Origin of the sequence: Nocardia sp. NPDC058519 (assembly GCF_042719755.1) — a bacterium.
Taxonomy (GTDB): Bacteria; Actinomycetota; Actinomycetes; order Mycobacteriales; family Mycobacteriaceae; genus Nocardia.
Window position 1 is genome coordinate 22,147 of sequence record NZ_JBHXNK010000014.1, and the last position, 15,874, is coordinate 38,020.

Here is a 15,874-nt window from a genome sequence, read left to right on the forward strand (position 1 = left end):
TGTTCAGATAAACATGAGAAGTGTAGGGATGCTGGATGCGTACTCGGCCGCTGTTCGCTGTAGGGGCCGCGTTCGCGGTCGTGCTGACATCGTGCGGTGCGCCCGACAGCGGGTCCACCGACTCGCTCGTCCTCGCCGATGCCTATGAACTGGGCGGATACAACCCCGTCGCCGGTTACGGCGCGGCGGGCGAGGCAAAGGTCTACGACGGATTGCTCCGGCTGACCGGCGGCACGGGCATGCCCGGCTTCACCCCGGCGCTGGCGACCGAACTGCCGAAGCCCGACGCCGACGCGACCGTGTGGACGGCACCGCTGCGCCCCGGGGTGCGGTTCAGCGACGGGTCGGCGTTCGATGCCGCCGATGTGGTGGCTACCTATCGGGCGATTCTGGATCCGGCGTCGGCCTCGGAGGTGCGGTCGTCGTTTTCGATGATCGAGCGCGTCGATGCTGTCGATCCGCTGTCGGTGCGGTTCACCTTGCGTCATCCCTATGCGGCGTTCCCGACCAAGCTGCTGATCGGGATCGTTCCGTCGGAGGCCGTCGCGACGCCAGGACCCGCGACCGAATCGCCGCTCAATACCGCCCCCATCGGCACCGGTCCCTATCGGCTCACCGCGCTGGAGCCGACCCGGGCGATATTCGAGGCGAACGAAAGCTATTGGGGTGGCGCACCTTCGGTGAAGCGCCTGACGGTCCTCTACGTGCCCGACGACAACACCCGCGCGCAACGAATGGCCAGCGGCGAACTCGACGGCACCTCGCTGCCACCCTTGCTGGCCGCCACCTTCGAGCAGCAAATGTCGGTGCAGGCCAACACTTCCGCCGACTGGCGCGGTGTCTCGATGCCCGAGGGCGATCCCGTCGCCGGGGACTCCGCCGTCCGGCTGGCACTGAACTACGCGGTGGACCGCCAGTCGATGATCGACAATATTCTCGGTGGCTACGGCCGCCCGGCCTACACGCCTTTCGCCGATGTCTACGGTGAATCCCACAATCCAGCAGTCTCTTTCGCCTTCGATCGGGCCCGCGCCGAACAGATCCTCGATGCCGCGGGATGGCGGGTCGGCGCGGAGGGTGTGCGCGCGAAAGATGGTGTGCGGGCACGATTCACCGTGATGTACAACTCGACCGACACGTTGCGCCGTGATCTCGCGATGGCTTTCGCCTCCGACGCTCGGCGGGTCGGTATCGAGGTCGATCTCGAAGCGCTCTCCTGGGATCGGATCGAGCCGCGCATCGCGCAGTCCGCGATCCTGCTCGGCGGCGGTAGCGAGCCCTACGATCCCGACACCCAGGCCTACAACACCCTGCACTCGCCGCTGCTGGACCCCAGCGCGGGCAGCCCGTACGACAATGCGAGCCGTCACGCGGATCCCGCGATCGACGCGCAACTCGAAACCGCGAGGCGCAGCACCGATCCCGCCGCACGCGCCGCCGCGTATCGGGAGGTGCAGAGCCGGTATGCCCAGGATCCGAGCCACGTGTTCCTGGTGCATCTCGATCACACCTATGTGGTGAAGGATTCGTCCTGGAAGATGTCGGGGCCGATTCTCGAGCCGCACGCGCACGGCGTCACCTGGGGACCGTGGTGGTCGCTGCAGACCTGGACCCGCTGATGGTGCGCAGCCGCTTTCGCGGCCGCGGCCTCCGGGCGATGGTCGGGTGGCGCCTGGTGACGTTGATCCCGGTGCTCGTCGCCGTGTCGGCCGCTCTGTTCGCCGCGGCGGCAGTGTCGCCGTTCGATCCGCTGGTCGGGTATCTCGGCGCTCGCTACGAGACCACGAGCGCGTCGGATCGGATCCTGCTCACGAATCAGCTCGGGCTCGACGCGTCGTGGTACCAGCTGTACGGACGCTGGATCGGTGACCTGTTCAGTGGCGATCTCGGTATTTCGCGCGGATTCGCGCAGCCGGTGAGTACTCTGCTCGCCCAACGGATTCCGTGGACGGTGCTGCTGGTCGTCGTCGCGATGAGCGTGGCGATCGCCGTCGCGCTCGGTGCGGGTGTCTGGGCGGGTATGCATCGTGGTGGGCTGATCGACCGGCTGGTCACCGCGTCGTGCGTGGTGATGCAGGGGCTGCCGCCGTTCGTGGTGTCGCTCGCCGCGATCGCCTTGTTCGCGGTCGGGCTCGGGTGGTTGCCGCCCGCGGGACTCACCGATGCCGGGGCCGCGGTCGGATTCGGCCAGGTGGTGCGACATCTCGTGTTGCCCACTGCCGCGCTGGCGGTTTCGCAGGTGCCGTGGTTACTGCTGGCCGTGCGGGAATCGGTGTCGGGCAACCGCGGTGAGGATTTCGTGGTCGGGGCGGCCACCCGCGGCATCGATACCGCGACGATCACCCGCAGACACATCCTGCCGTCGTCGCTGGCCCCGTTCGTGACGATCCTCGGCGCGCGACTGCCGGAGGTCGTGGTCGGGGCGGTGCTGGTAGAGGAGATCTTCTCGTGGCCGGGGATCGCGGGCGCGTTCGTCCAGTCGGCGAAGGATCTGGACATGGCGCTGCTGGCCGTTCTCACTGTCGGCACGACCTGCGCGGTGATGCTCGGGTCGCTGCTCGCCGATGTCGCGGTGGTGCTGCTCGATCCGCGGGTGCGCGCCGATGGGTGAGCGGTGGCGCGACCTCACGCACGGGGCTGCTGAGCGACGGTTGTACCTCGCGCTTTCGGTGCTGGTCGCGGTCGTGCTGTACGCGGTGATCGTGCCGTGGGTGGAAGGGGTCGATGATCGGCTGACCGATTTCGCGAGTGCGCGGCAGGCGCCGTCGGGGCAGTGGTGGTTCGGGACCGACTCGGCCGGCCGGTCGCTGTTCGTGCGGATCGCGGCGGCATTGCGGACCTCGCTGATCGTCGCCGCGTGTGCGGCGGCGGTGTCGACGGTGATCGGGGTGCTGGTCGGTGCGGTCTCCGCGCTGGCTGGTGGGTGGGTGGATCGCCTGGTCATGCGCTTCGCCGATACCGCGAACGCGCTGCCGCACCTGTTGCTCGGGATTGTGATCGTGGCGCTGTTCCGGGGGAACGCGGTGGCGGTGGTGTTGTCGATCGGGCTCACGCACTGGGTGCAGGTGGCGCGGATCGTGCGGGCGGAGAGCTTGAGTCTGCGCGAGCGCGAATATGTGTCCGCGGCGGTACTCGCCGGTGCGAATCGCACTCATCTGCTGATCAGGCATCTCCTGCCCGCTGTCGCTCCGCAGGCATTGATCGCGGTGGTTCTGCTTCTGCCCCATGCGATTTGGCACGAGTCGACGTTGTCGTTCCTCGGATTCGGGTTGCCGCCGCACGAACCGAGCCTTGGCACACTGCTGGAGGAAGCGCGCACTTCTCTACTGCTGGGTGGGTGGTGGACCCTGGTGTTCCCGGCGGGATTCCTGGTGCTGACGACAGTGGCGGTCGCTGTCGCCGGATCATCACTGCGCGGGCTACTGGCACCGCCGAAACCTTCGAGGATGCCGCGATGAAACGACACAGGTCCGCTTCCCCGCGTCAGGCAGCACGAAACTCACCATTGCCGGGATATGGCCCTCGCCGCCGGCGTCGGGCTGCTACGGCCGAGGAGTCCGTGTGACCCGCGCGGGGCATCAGGAGCCGGATACGCGCACCTGCCTGTCCATCGACGCGCTGACCGTGCGAATTCCGGTGAACCGTGGCGATGTGGTGCACGCGGTGACCGACTTGTCCCTCGGCATCGCGGCAGGTGCGATCACCGCGCTCGTCGGCGAATCCGGTTGCGGGAAATCGATTGTCGCGAGCGCGGTGATGGGCGTGCTGCCCCGCAAAGCCGTCACCACCGGGTCCGTTCGCCTACAACTCGGCGGTGCGGGCCGGGCTCACGCAACGGCCGAACCCGTCGACATCCTCGCCGACCACCCCGCGTATCGCGGCCGTCACATCGCCCTGGTCCCGCAGTCGCCGAGCACCTACTTCACCCCGGTGCGGACCGTCGGATCCCAACTCAGGGAAGCGATCACCGCACTCGGCACCGCACACACCCCCGCCGACCTCGTCGAACGCGCAGGCCTGTCCGTCGCCGCGCTCGACCTGTATCCGCACGAGCTCTCGGGCGGCATGGCCCAACGGGCAGCCGTGGCGGCGGCCCTGGCAGGCGACCCCGAGGTGATCATCGCCGACGAACCCACTTCCGGGCTCGATCGCGCACGCACCGACCAGATCGGAAAACTGTTGCGCGAGTGTGCCGATGGTGGTGCCGCGGTCCTACTGATCACGCACGATCTCGGGCATCTGATCCGCGCCGACATCGCCGACACTGTCGCGGTCATGTACGCCTCGCGCCTGATGGAAGTCGGCCCCGGCGCGCAGGTGCTCGACGATCCGTGGCACGACTACACGCGCGACCTGCTCGCCGCCCTGCCCGAACGCGGCCTGCACCCGCTCCCCCATCCCCCGCGCGCGCTGACGAACCTGTCCGAGATCTGCCCCTACGCGGGTGGCCCGACGCAGTTGATTCCGCAGCAGCAGCGCATGATTCGCCGGCCGAGGTCCTGATGCTGATCGCCGACTCCATCACCGCGGGCTACGGCTCGAAACCCGTGATCGGCGGGGTCGACCTGCGGATTGCCCCGGGAGAGATCGTCGGGGTCACCGGTGACTCGGGCTCAGGGAAGACCACGCTCGCACGGACGATGGCGGGACTGCTGACGCCCACCTCAGGAACGGTCACCGTCGACGGACAGCCACCACGGCGAGCCCGCGGCGCCATCGCCATGGTCTTCCAATCCCCCCGAGCCGCAGCCAATCCCCACTTCACCGTCGCCCAGATCATCGCCGAACCCGCCCGCATCCGCCGTACCCCGATCCCCGATCTCACGGCACTGGCCACCACCGTCGGCCTCACCCCCGACCTGCTCGACCGCCGCCCGCACGCACTCAGCGACGGCCAGCTCCAACGCGCCTGCCTGGCCCGCGCCCTCGCCCAGAACCCCCGCTACCTCATCCTCGACGAAGCCACCGCCATGCTCGACGCGGCCACCACCGCCACCATCATCCGCCTGGTCACCGCCCACGCCACCGACAACCTCGGCGTCCTCCTGATCAGCCACGACGAGCCCCTCCTCGACGCCGCCTGCACTCGCATCGCGACGATGCACGAGGGCACACTCACCCCGCGGCAAGCATCTCCGCAATAACCGCACGATTACCTCAGGCTGCACACAGGAACCGGTTTTAGCGTGGGCCCCTGTGACATTCACGCACGGGAATCCAGTCAGCCTCAGCGGTTGGGCACGCACCGCACCGAGCGTCGCCGAAGTGCTGCGCACGCCCGACATCGCGGTGATCGCCGAACGGGTGCGGACCGCGGGACCGCGCGGGGTGATCGCGCGCGGGCTCGGGCGTAGTTACGGCGATCCGGCGCAGAACGCGGGCGGGCTGGTCGTCGACATGACCGCGCTGGACCGCATCCACAGTATCGATCCCGACAGCGGGATCGTCGAGGTCGACGCGGGTGTCAGCCTGGACACACTCATGCGGGCCGTCCTGCCGTTCGGGCTGTGGATTCCGGTGCTGCCGGGAACCAGGCAGGTGACGGTCGGTGGGGCGATCGGCGCGGATATCCATGGGAAGAACCATCATTCGCAGGGCAGCTTCGGCAATCATGTGGTGTCGATGGACCTGCTCACCGCCGACGGATCGGTGCGCACCTCGACCCCGGAAGGGCCCGACCCGGAACTGTTCTGGGCAACGGTGGGCGGGATGGGCCTCACCGGCATCATCGTGAGCGCGCGAGTCCGGTTGAAGCACACCGAGACCGCGTATTTCATCGTCGACAACGATCGCACGCGCGATCTCGACGAGACGATGCAATTGCTGACCGGTGGTTCCGATGACGGGTACGACTACTCGATGGCGGTGCCGGACACCATTTCGACCGGGGCGAAACTCGGGCGGGCCGGATTCAGCCGGGGGTCGCTGGCCACTGTCGATCAGCTTCCGTTGAGGTTGCGCAGCAAACCCTTGACTTTCGATGCGCCGCAATTGTTCACGGTGCCCGATATCTTTCCGAACGGGATGGTCAATTCGGTGACCACGCGCATTGCCGCCGAGGCCGCTCATCGCCTGTTTCCCCGGCGGGCGCGTGGGCGGATCCAGAATCTGACGCAGTTCTATCACCCGCTCGATCTGCTCGGTGAATGGAATCGCGCCTATGGCAAGCGGGGGTTCCTGCAGTATCAGTTCTCGATGCCGTTCGGGGCCGAGCAGCAGCTGGCCGACACGGTGCGGGCTATCGCCGAGTCGGGGCACCACTCGTTCCTCAATGTGTTCAAGCGGATGGGAGCGAGCAACCCGGCGCCGCTGTCGTGGCCACATCCCGGATACATGCTGAGCTTGGATTTCGCGCTGACCAGCGGGCTCGACCGGTTCTGTGTCGACCTCGACGAACGGGTGCGGGCGGCGGGCGGGCGGCTGTATCTCGCGAAGGAATCGCGGACCACGCCCGAGATGATCGCGACGATGTACCCGCGGCTCGATGAATGGCGGCGGGTCCGGGATCGAATCGACCCGGAGCGGGTGTTCGCCTCCGACCTCTCACGGCGATTGCGGCTGATCACCGGACTGCGACATTGATGTGCTTCAGATCACGAAGGGTTAATTGCGAGCGAAAGTTCTTAACCGCTAATCGAATTCGTCGGGAATGACGCACGTCACTGTCCGTTTTGAACTCTCAGGACTTTCTAAGTTACATTTCAGCAACAAACAGTTGGACACTTGATCATGGGTGCTCGATCGAGGGCCTGCGCTCCCCCGGGAGCATCGCCATTGAGGGAAAGACTGCATTCATGAACATCAGCAAGGTTGCCGCAACCTCCGCACTTGTCATTGCCGCGCTCGGCGTCGCCACCGGCACGTCGCACGCCGCCCCGGCGCCTGCTCCCGCGCCCGTCGCGGCCTTTCTCGACGGCGTGAACCAGGGCGTGAACCAGGTGCTGCCCGGCATCAACTGGAAGACCGGCATCGAGGGCGACGCGGTCGTCGTCGAGACCGACGCGGGCTCGCTCACCACCGAGAACAACCAGTTCCAGGTGCGCGACAACCAGGGCAATATCGTCGCCGCCCTGCCGCTCGCCTACACGCTCGACGACCTCGAGTACCCGATCGACGCCGTCGTCGACGGCACCCGCGCCACCCTGACCCCGCGCACCGACGCGGCCTCGGCCCGCCCGTCCACGCTGCTGAAGGACGTCGTTCGACAGGACGCCTTCGATGACGCCGTCGGCGCCGCTGCCACCCAGTTCGGCATCATCACCGCCATCGGCACGCTCGTCGGCACCCTCACCGGCGGCCTCGCGGGCTGCGCCATCGGCGGCGTCGGCGGACTGGTCCTCGGTGTCCCGGTGCTCGCCCTCGGTGGCGCCACCGGCGTCGCAGGCTGCCTCGCCGGTGCCGCCGTCGGCATCCCGCTCGGCGCGGCCGCGGGCCTGGTGCTGACCGGCGTCCCCGCCGCGATCGCCATCGGCATCGGCTTCCACAACCGGATCAACGCGCCGGAAAACCAGTAGTAGCCGTCGCGAAGGCCCCGTCCACCCGGACGGGGCCTTCGTGGGAGTTCACAGTGCGAGACGGATAAGCAGCTTCTCGTAGGTGGGGATGAAAACCTTTCTGCGGTAACGACGTTCGACGATCTCCCACGGGCGGCCATCGGCTGTCAGCGCTTCGAGTAGCGCGGTGAGTTCGGAGTGGACGAGTTGGGCGCCGAGGCAGAGGTGGCGGCCGCCGCCGAACCAGAGCTGGCGCGTTTCGGGGTTGTAGTCGCGGTCGACGCGGAACTCACCCGCGGCATTGTTGATGGTCCAGGTGAGGATCTTGACGTGTTCGCCCACGCGGAGGTCGCGGTCGGCGATGCGGACGTCCGCCGTGACCGAGCGGCCGACGAGGTAGGCGGGGCTGGTGACGCGCAGGGTCTCGCGGACCGCGTCGGGGAGCCGGTCGGGCGCGGCGAGCAGGGCGCGATGCTCGCCGGTGTCGTGCATGATCGCGACCATTCTGGTCATGGCGCTGGCGAGAGTGTCGGTGCCCGCCACGGCCATCAGGATCGCCAAGCCGCCCGCGTGCTCCACAGCCAATCCCAGTTCACGGCAGCGGCCGAGGGTGGTGTCGGGCTCGGCGCGGGCGTACGCATCGGGCACATTCACCGCGAGCTGGGTGGCCAGCTCACGTGCGCGCGCCAGGGCGACGGGGTCGAGCGTCGTCGAGGCCATGGTGCCGAAACCCAGGTTGACCAGCTCTTCGACATGATGGAACAGCCGCAGGAACAGGGCGTCGTGGTCGGTGGAGTCGGTGTAGTCGCCGCCGATGGCCGCGGCGATGTCTTCGGGGCGCATGCCGACCAGGTCGGAGACGCTGCGGCCGACCAGGATCTGCGCGCGGGCGGCGATGTCGACGGTCTCCCCCGCGGCGAGCCGCTCGCGCAGGTCACGTAGCTCGGGGCCGATCACGCGCTCGACCAGGGCGTCGGTGTGGGTGAGGGTGAACAGGTCGCGCACCTTGGTCCGCAGATCGGTATGGCCAGGCCCTTCGAACAGATCCTCGACCCAGTCGCCGATGACCTGCGCCCACCAGTGCCCGGCCGCACCCTCGGACACGATGCTGAAATGCGTGCTGTCGTTGTAGATCTGGCGGGCCACCAGCGGATCGGCCACGAACCAGCCGAGTTTGCGAACCTTGCGGATCGGCCGCGCGAACCTGCCCAGCAGCAATAATCCAGGCAACCAGGGTTGACCTGCGGCGAGTAGGGTTAGTTCATGGCGTCGGGCAGAGCTCCACACCCCGGCACAATCTAATCGACCAGGCCCGATTAGTGAAGATCTGTGGCTAGGATCGGCGAGATGCGCTGGTGGTGATCTGTGCATCACGCGATATCTGGAAGTGAACAAGCATGGTGAGATCGACAATCGAAGCCGTCGGCGCGTATCTGCCGGCCAGGGAAGTGACCACGGCGGAGTTGCTGGCGCAGCTGGCTGTCGACGCGCCGCTGGATCTGGAGAAGGTCAGCGGGGTCAGGGCGCGCAGGGTGCGCGGCGAATCCGAGGACTCGTTCACCATCGCCCTCGCCGCTGCCCGTAGCGCACTGGACAATTCGCGCTACGACGCCGCCGATCTGGATGTGATCATCTCCTGCTCGATCACCCGGACCCGCGGCGAGGACTTCTGCCTCGAGCCGTCGTTCGCCCTGATGCTGCGCACCGTGCTCGGGGCGAGCCGGGCGATCCACTTCGACGTGTCCAATGCGTGCGCCGGGATGATGACCGGAGTTCTGCTGCTGGACAGGATGATTCGATCCGGCGCGGTGCGTCGCGGCATGGTGGTGTCGGGGGAATGCATCACGCCGATCGCCGATACCGCGGTGCGGGAGATCTCGCAGAAGTACGACCCGCAGTTCGCCTCCCTCACCGTCGGTGATGCCGGAGCGGCCGTGGTGCTCGACGGTACCGACGGGCCAGGGCTCGACTACGTGGAGCTCAACACCAGCGCCGCTTTCGCGAAGCTGTGCCTCGGGATGCCCAGCGACCAGGGACCGGGCGTCGTGCTCTACACCGACAATCGCGCGATGCACAACGAGTCCAGGTACCTGCTGTGGACCTCGCGGCAGCTGGAGTTCCTCGCCGCCCGCGGTTCCAGCTTCGCCGAGGAGAGTTACGACTACCTGATCCATCACCAATTCAGCGGCCCTGCCGTGGAATTGATCAACAAGATCGCCGAGCGCGAATTCGACGCGGCGATGCCGCCGGGGCTCGCGGTGCTGGACAGATACGGCAACACCGCGTCGACCTCACATTTCGTGGTGTTGCACGACGCGTTGCGGCAGGGACTGATCGCGCCGGGGTCGAGAGTATTGCTGGTACCGGCGGCTTCCGGGGTGGTCGCCGGATTCTTGTCGGTGACAATCGGCGATCTGCGGGTATAGGACAGTATGGGAATCATCATTTCTTCAGCCACGACGCGCAGCGGCGGCGTCAGTTCGGTGGGTCAGGCGGCCGAGGCCGCCCGCGCGGCGTTGACGGGGGCTGGTTGTCAGCCCGAGCAGGTCGACGCGCTGATCAACGTGGGGGTTTATCGCGATGCGAACCTCGTGGAACCGGCGGTCGCGGCGCTGATCCAGCAGGCCGCGGGAATCGGGTTGGACTATCGGCGCGGCGACGTGCCGTGTCTGTCGTTCGATCTGATGAACGGTGCCTGCGGGGTGGTGAACGCGGTGGGAGTGGCCGCCTCGCTGCTCGCCGATCTGCCTTCCGGGCATGTGGTTGTGGTTTCGGGGGATGCGCATCCGTCGGGGCTGGCCGACGCGGAGTTCGCGTTCGAGCCTGTCGGAGCGGCTTTCGTCCTCGAGAATTCCGCTGAGGCCGCGGGTTTCGGCGGCGTCCATGTAAGCGCTGGTGACGTGCTGCCCGATCCACAGGGGTATGTGAAGTTGTCCGCGATGGGAGCCGAAGGTCGCTCGTCGCTGACAGTGGAATTGCTCACCGGGACAGCGGAACTCGTCGAACACGCCACGATCGCCGCGCGCGAAGCGCTGGCGGCCGACGGTATCGACGCCGCGCAGGTGGTGCTGCTGTGCGGCAAACCGACGGCGGATTTCGCCGGGGAACTGGCTGCCCAGCTCGGCGTGGGTGCGGTGGTGACCGACGACTTCACCGCGGACGCGCACACTTCCGCGCTGACCGCCGCGTTCGTGGCCGCACGTGATACGGGACTGGCCGATCGGCCGTTGTTGTTCGTAGCCGCTGACGGTGGACCCACCGCGGCGGCGGTGACCTATCGAGGGGTTGGTGTGCGGTGACGCGCTCTCTGCATGTTGTTCCGGATCCGGTGAATACGCCGAAACCTGGCCGCCATCGCGCGTCCGCCGCCGATACCACGGCGGGGGTGCCGAGCCGGGGAACGGTGCTGGCCTTGCGGTCGATTCCGGTGGTCGGCTGGGTATTTCTGATCGTCGGTGTGGTGCGGCCGTTCCGGGCCAGGTGGTTGCGGGTGGCCTTCTGGATCGATGTGGTGCTGAGCGTCGGGGTGCATGCCGCGCAGATCCCGGCGGCGCGGAAAGTGGCCGCTGAACGGGGCATCTCGGGACGTCGCGCCGCCGTGATGACAATGCTGCTCGGGGCGACCTGGTGGAAGACGCTGGGCGAGGCGCAACGGTGATCGAGGCGGCTTCGCCCGGCCGCGGCAAGCGCCATTCGCCGAGGGGATAGCGTGGCGCGATGACTGTGCTGGTAACCGGCGCGAGCGGGTTCGTCGGTGGGGCGATCGTGCGCGGGCTGGTGGAGCGTGGGGTGCCGGTTCGGGCGATGGTCCGGGATCCGGCGTCGGCGCCTGCGGGTGTCGAGGTGGCGGTTGCCGATCTCGCGGACGCGGGTGCGCTGGCGGCGGCGGTGGCCGGGGTGCGCGCCGTTGTGCACGCGGCGGCCCTGCTCGGCGAATTCGGCAGGCCCGCCGAATTCTTCGCGGTGAATGTGGCGGGGACCGATCGACTGGTGCAGGAAGCCGCGGCGGCCGGGGTGCGACGGTTCGTGTTCATCGGGAGCCCGAGTGTGTTGATGGCGCCCGATGGCGGGGATCAGGTGGGGATCGATGAGACCGTGCCCTACCCCGCGCGATTTATGAACAGTTATTGCGAAACCAAGGCTGTTGCAGAGCAATTGGTGTTGTCGTCCGATACCCCGGGGTTCACGACATGTTCGTTGCGGCCGCGGGCGGTGTGGGGGCCGGGGGATCGGCGTGGGCCGATCGTCCAGCTGCTGGCGAAGTTGCGGGAGGGGCGGTTGCCCGACCTTTCCGGCGGGCGCGATGTTCAGGCTTCGCTGTGCTACATCGACCATCTCGTCGACGCTGTCTCTCGCGCGTTGGAGGCCGAGAAGGTCGGTGGTCGTGCGTATTTCGTAGCCGATGCGGAGCCGATTTCGGTGTGGCCGACGTTGGACGCCGTAGCGGCACGGTTCTCGCTGGCCGGGCCGAGCGTCACGGTGCCCGCGCCTGTGGTGGGCGCGGCATTGGCGGCGATCGAAACACTGTGGCGGATACCGGCGGTCGCGCAGCGGTGGACTCCCCCGCTGTCGCGGTACGCGGTCGCGCTCGTCACCCGGTCGGCGACCTACGACATCTCGCGAGCGTCGCGTGAACTCGGCTTTCGGCCCACGGTGCCGTTCGCGACCGGTTTGGACAACTTCCACCGCTGGGTCGACCAGGTCGGCGGGCTCGATCAGCTGCTGGAGGACGCGTGAGTGATCTGTGGGTGGTGATTCCAGCCTTCAACGAGGAACTCGGCATCGGCAAGACGCTGGATGCCATCGCAGCGCAACAGGACACAGATTTCACGGTGGTCGTGGTCGACAACAACTCGACCGACCGCACCGTCGAGGTGGTCCGCGCATTCGCTTCGCGACATCCGGTGCCGCGCATCGTGATAATCGACGACCACCAGAAGGGCACCGGCGCTGCCGCCGATACCGGTATGCGGCACGCGATTTCACAAGGTGGCACCTACCTCGCACGCACCGACGCCGATTGCCTGCCCGCCCCTGACTGGACGCGGCGGATCAAGGCCGGGTTCGATTCCGGGCTGCGATTGGTCAGCGGTCAGCTGATTCCGCGCACCGACGAAGGTGTTTCGTGGATCGACCGCACGATCATTCGGGTGGCCTTGGAAGTGGCGTCGGCGTTCGGCAAGGTGCGCTCGGGAAATCGGGATCCGAAGTACCTCGGGCCGTATGTCATGACGCCGGGGTGCAATATGGCGATCACCGCCGAATTATATGTTGCGGCAGGAGGATTCCCGCGGACCGCGATCGAGGACCTGCACGAGGATCGAGCACTGGTCAATGCGGTGCGCACGATCACCACCGACTATGGTTTGCGCCGGGACGTGCGGGTGTACGGCTCGAATCGGCGGGTGCGTGCCTGGGGTATTCGCAAGACCCTGGCCTGGTACGCCGATCATCGGTACCGGCCCGAGGTGGTCGACATTCGGTGAACGCGCCTGCCGCTGTCGACTATCGAGGGGAGCACCGGTGACCGACTTTCTCGAAAGGCTTGCCGCGCAGGCCGAACGGATTCCGGACGCGTCATCGCTCGGCACGGTCGGCAAGCGCGCGCTCACCTATCGGGAACTGGTCGATACCGTCGGCAGGGTGGCGCACAATCTCGGCGAGGCGGGGTTCGCGCCCGGTGACCGGATGCTGTTCTCGATCCGGCCGAGTGTGTCGTCGGTGCTGTTGATCTTCGGGGTGATCGCCGCAGGCGGAACGATCGTGTTCGTCGACCCAGGTGTGGGCCCGGAGCTTTTCGCCAAGCGGGTCGGCGTGGTCGAACCTGCTTGGGCGGCAACGGAATCGCTGCTGTACGCCGTGAGCGGGCCGCTCGCCGGGTTCGGGCGCAAGAAGGGGCTGGAACTGCCGCGGTTCGGCGCGCTCGATGTTCGGCATATCCACAGTGGTGTGTGGGTGCCCGGCACACCGTTCGGGTCGATTCCGCTGCGGCGGTTCACCGGCGATGCGCGCGAGACCACCCTGCCTGCCGCGGACCCCGCCGCGGCGGCATTGATCGTCTTCACCTCCGGAACCACCGATGAGCCGAAAGCCGTTGTGCACACCCGTGCTTCGCTGAGCGCGGGGCTCGCCGCGATGGGCGGAAAGACCGGTCTCGCGCCCGGCGCCTTCCTGCACACCGAGCAGCTCATGATGGGGTTGCCCGCGTTGATGGCGGGGGCACGGTGGGCGATGCCGCGATATCCGCGATTCGGTACGCATATCGACCCGGTCCGATTCACCCGGAATCTGCGGAGCGCGACCCACGCGTTCTATACCCCGGCCGATCTGGCCGTCGCGCTCGACGCGGTCGAAGCCGGTGACCTCGCGGCGCCACCGCACCTACGTCAGGTGGCGCTCGGCGGAGCACCGGTCACCTCCGCACTCCTTCGCCGGGCGCGCAAGTCGCTGCCCGACACCGAGTTTCTCGCGATCTATGGAATGACCGAGATCCTGCCGGTGGCGGTCGCGACCGGCACCGCCAAGCTCGCACACGACGGGGATCTGCTCGGGGCACCGGTACGGGGCGTGACGGCGCGGATCGCCGACGACGGCGAACTCGTGTTGTCCGGCCCGAATCTGTGTCGCGGATATCTCGGCGCCGAGCCAATGACCGAGATCGCGACCGGCGACCTCGCGCGCTGGGACGGCAAGGAACTGGTCCTCACCGGACGCAAGAAGGACATGATGATCCGGGGCAAGACCAACATCTACCCGGGGTTGTACGAACCGCTGATCACCGCGATCGGCGGGGTGCGGGAGGCGATCATGGTCGGCCTACCGGATGAGATCGGCGATGAGCGAATCGTGCTCGCCGTCGTCGCCGAACCGGAGTTTGGCGACATCGTGGCGCTACTTCGCGAACGACTGCCGCAGGTCATCGACACCACAGCCGTCCCCGATGACATCGTGGTGGTGGATCGAATTCCGGCCAGCGGACGGACGAACAAACCGGACCGGGCGGCACTACGGGAGATGGTGCGCGGGCTGCTCAGCGAGTGACCGAGCGGATCGTGCGGTCGGCCATGGCTTCGATGGTTGTGCGCGGGAGCATGGTGTCGACGTAGCAGAAGGTGATCGACATCGTGGTGCCGAGGGTGGCGACCGCCACGGTGAGAGCGCTGGCGCAGGAGTTCGTTCCGGCGACCGTGAGAGCGGTGATGTGCAGGGGCTCAGGGGTTTCGGGTGGCGTCAGTTTTCCGAGGTTACTGAGGGTGACGTTCCAGGGAGCCCGGCGGTCGATGAGTTCGATGGTGCGCCTGCCGGATTCGAGTGATCGGGGGCAGCCGTAGCGGATGGCGGCCAGGGCGGTGAGGTCGTTGTTCTTCGCTAGCCGTTGGGCCAGTTGAGTTTTCGCTGCGCGGGCCGCTTCCCAGAGGGAGTGGGCCGGGCCGTAGGGCACGAAAGTGGGGACTACCGCGGTGAACATGCCGGGCTCGTCGTCGGCCGGGGGTGGGTTCAGGCGGGTGCGGACGTCAACCGGGATGCCGATGCCCGCGACGCCGGAAGGGCGGGGAGCGAGTTCGCCGAGGGCGGTGGCCAGGGCAGCGGTCAAGGCGGCGTTGATGGTGACGTCGTGCTGGTGACAGCGGGTGCGAAGGTCGGTCAGCGCAGCGCCCTCGATGGTGCGGATCACGGTGCGGGTGCGGCGGATCGGGAGCGGTGGCGGGGTGCCGGGGAGGCTGGTCGGGCGGCGGGCCATGGCGGTGAGCTGGCCGGTGATGTTGGTGCGTAGGCAGCGTAAAAGGCGAGTCTGCGCGGGTGGGATGAGGTCGTCGGGGGCCGGTATCGGTGGGCGCGAGGCGGTGCGGAGGGGAGATCCGAAGGCGTAAGCGAGGATTCGCCAACCCAATGACGTCATCGACCGGCCATCGACCAGAACGTGGGACATCACCAGGATCAGGTCGTGGTATTCCTCGGAAGTGCCTGGGCGCCAAGCCAAATCGATGAGCCGTCCCGGTGCGGTTGCCAGGTCGATGGGCTCGGCCAGCTGTTCGTCGAAGACCGTGCGCCACTCGTCGGGGTCTTCGGCCATGCGGTGCAGGACCGGTAGGTGCGGGTCGGCGGACGGGGCGAAACGCGGGCCGTCGACAACCGTTGTCCGCAGCAGCGGAAACTCCGCGACCAGCGCGTCGGTGGCCTCTTCGAGACGATAGGCGCCGATCGGGCCGCGCACCCGCAATCGGACGACGCAATTCGCCGGCGACAACTGATCGACGAGCCAGAACCACCGCTCCGATGCCGACAGCGGCCGCATCACCTCACCCAACGCGGCCTCCCCTGTATCGGCAACTGTGTCACGCGAGCGTATCCAACCGGCGCCCGCTCGATACTCAGCTCTT

General features: G+C 67.5%; 15 protein-coding genes. 13 read left to right on the plus strand and 2 right to left on the minus strand.

Features of this window, described 5'->3' with window-relative positions; translation table 11 throughout:
* Positions 1–35: 35 nt before the first annotated feature.
* The 7 genes from ACFWPK_RS17220 (at position 36) to ACFWPK_RS17250 (ending at position 7,514) form a co-directional block, all read left to right on the plus strand.
* Entirely contained in the window at positions 36–1,619 is a 1,584-nt protein-coding gene (locus ACFWPK_RS17220; RefSeq protein WP_378916732.1) for an ABC transporter substrate-binding protein, read from the plus strand.
* The gene (locus tag ACFWPK_RS17225) at positions 1,619–2,611 is read left to right on the plus strand and encodes an ABC transporter permease (protein WP_378917001.1); all 993 of its coding nucleotides are present in this window, start codon (positions 1,619–1,621) and stop codon (positions 2,609–2,611) included. The genes ACFWPK_RS17220 and ACFWPK_RS17225 overlap by 1 nt, the downstream gene beginning before the upstream one ends.
* A complete protein-coding gene (locus ACFWPK_RS17230) occupies positions 2,604–3,458 on the plus strand; it encodes an ABC transporter permease (RefSeq protein ID WP_378916735.1) in 855 nt (284 codons plus the stop codon). Before ACFWPK_RS17225 ends, ACFWPK_RS17230 begins: the two co-directional genes overlap by 8 nt.
* A 103-nt stretch (positions 3,459–3,561) precedes the next feature.
* On the plus strand, positions 3,562–4,503 hold the full coding sequence (locus ACFWPK_RS17235) for an ATP-binding cassette domain-containing protein (RefSeq protein ID WP_378916738.1): 942 nt from the start codon (positions 3,562–3,564) through the stop codon (positions 4,501–4,503).
* The gene (locus tag ACFWPK_RS17240; RefSeq protein WP_378916740.1) at positions 4,503–5,144 is read left to right on the plus strand and encodes an ABC transporter ATP-binding protein; all 642 of its coding nucleotides are present in this window, start codon (positions 4,503–4,505) and stop codon (positions 5,142–5,144) included. Before ACFWPK_RS17235 ends, ACFWPK_RS17240 begins: the two co-directional genes overlap by 1 nt.
* 52 nt (positions 5,145–5,196) lie before the next feature.
* Positions 5,197–6,582: an FAD-binding protein gene (locus tag ACFWPK_RS17245; RefSeq protein WP_378916744.1), complete on the plus strand. Its 1,386-nt coding sequence runs from the start codon at positions 5,197–5,199 to the stop codon at positions 6,580–6,582.
* 212 nt (positions 6,583–6,794) lie between these two features.
* Positions 6,795–7,514, plus strand: coding sequence for a hypothetical protein (locus ACFWPK_RS17250; RefSeq protein WP_378916746.1), 720 nt, complete (start codon positions 6,795–6,797; stop codon positions 7,512–7,514).
* Between the two features lie 48 nt (positions 7,515–7,562).
* Here ACFWPK_RS17250 and ACFWPK_RS17255 read toward each other — a convergent pair whose 3' ends face one another.
* Positions 7,563–8,723 (minus strand): cytochrome P450, encoded by a 1,161-nt coding sequence (locus tag ACFWPK_RS17255; RefSeq protein WP_378916749.1) that lies wholly within the window; start codon positions 8,721–8,723, stop codon positions 7,563–7,565.
* A gap of 167 nt (positions 8,724–8,890) precedes the next feature.
* Between ACFWPK_RS17255 and ACFWPK_RS17260 the strand changes: the two genes are divergently transcribed.
* Genes ACFWPK_RS17260 through ACFWPK_RS17285 form a run of 6 tightly spaced genes read left to right on the plus strand, consistent with a single transcriptional unit; the run spans position 8,891 to position 14,534 of the window.
* The gene (locus tag ACFWPK_RS17260) at positions 8,891–9,919 is read left to right on the plus strand and encodes a 3-oxoacyl-ACP synthase III family protein (RefSeq protein WP_378916752.1); all 1,029 of its coding nucleotides are present in this window, start codon (positions 8,891–8,893) and stop codon (positions 9,917–9,919) included.
* A gap of 6 nt (positions 9,920–9,925) precedes the next feature.
* Positions 9,926–10,792 carry a hypothetical protein gene (locus tag ACFWPK_RS17265; protein ID WP_378916754.1) on the plus strand — a complete coding sequence of 289 codons (867 nt, stop codon included), beginning with the start codon at positions 9,926–9,928 and terminating at the stop codon, positions 10,790–10,792.
* Positions 10,789–11,151, plus strand: coding sequence for a hypothetical protein (locus ACFWPK_RS17270; RefSeq protein WP_378916756.1), 363 nt, complete (start codon positions 10,789–10,791; stop codon positions 11,149–11,151). Before ACFWPK_RS17265 ends, ACFWPK_RS17270 begins: the two co-directional genes overlap by 4 nt.
* A 59-nt stretch (positions 11,152–11,210) precedes the next feature.
* A complete protein-coding gene (locus ACFWPK_RS17275; protein WP_378916758.1) occupies positions 11,211–12,230 on the plus strand; it encodes an NAD-dependent epimerase/dehydratase family protein in 1,020 nt (339 codons plus the stop codon).
* Complete coding sequence (locus ACFWPK_RS17280; RefSeq protein WP_378916761.1) at positions 12,227–12,979, plus strand: glycosyltransferase family 2 protein; 753 nt, start codon at positions 12,227–12,229, stop codon at positions 12,977–12,979. Before ACFWPK_RS17275 ends, ACFWPK_RS17280 begins: the two co-directional genes overlap by 4 nt.
* A 37-nt stretch (positions 12,980–13,016) precedes the next feature.
* Positions 13,017–14,534, plus strand: coding sequence for a class I adenylate-forming enzyme family protein (locus tag ACFWPK_RS17285; protein WP_378916763.1), 1,518 nt, complete (start codon positions 13,017–13,019; stop codon positions 14,532–14,534).
* On the opposite strand, the gene ACFWPK_RS17290 is transcribed toward ACFWPK_RS17285, so the two are convergent.
* Positions 14,524–15,792, minus strand: a complete 1,269-nt coding sequence (locus ACFWPK_RS17290; RefSeq protein ID WP_378917004.1) for a hypothetical protein — start codon at positions 15,790–15,792, stop codon at positions 14,524–14,526. The genes ACFWPK_RS17285 and ACFWPK_RS17290 overlap by 11 nt on opposite strands.
* Positions 15,793–15,874 lie beyond the last annotated feature (82 nt).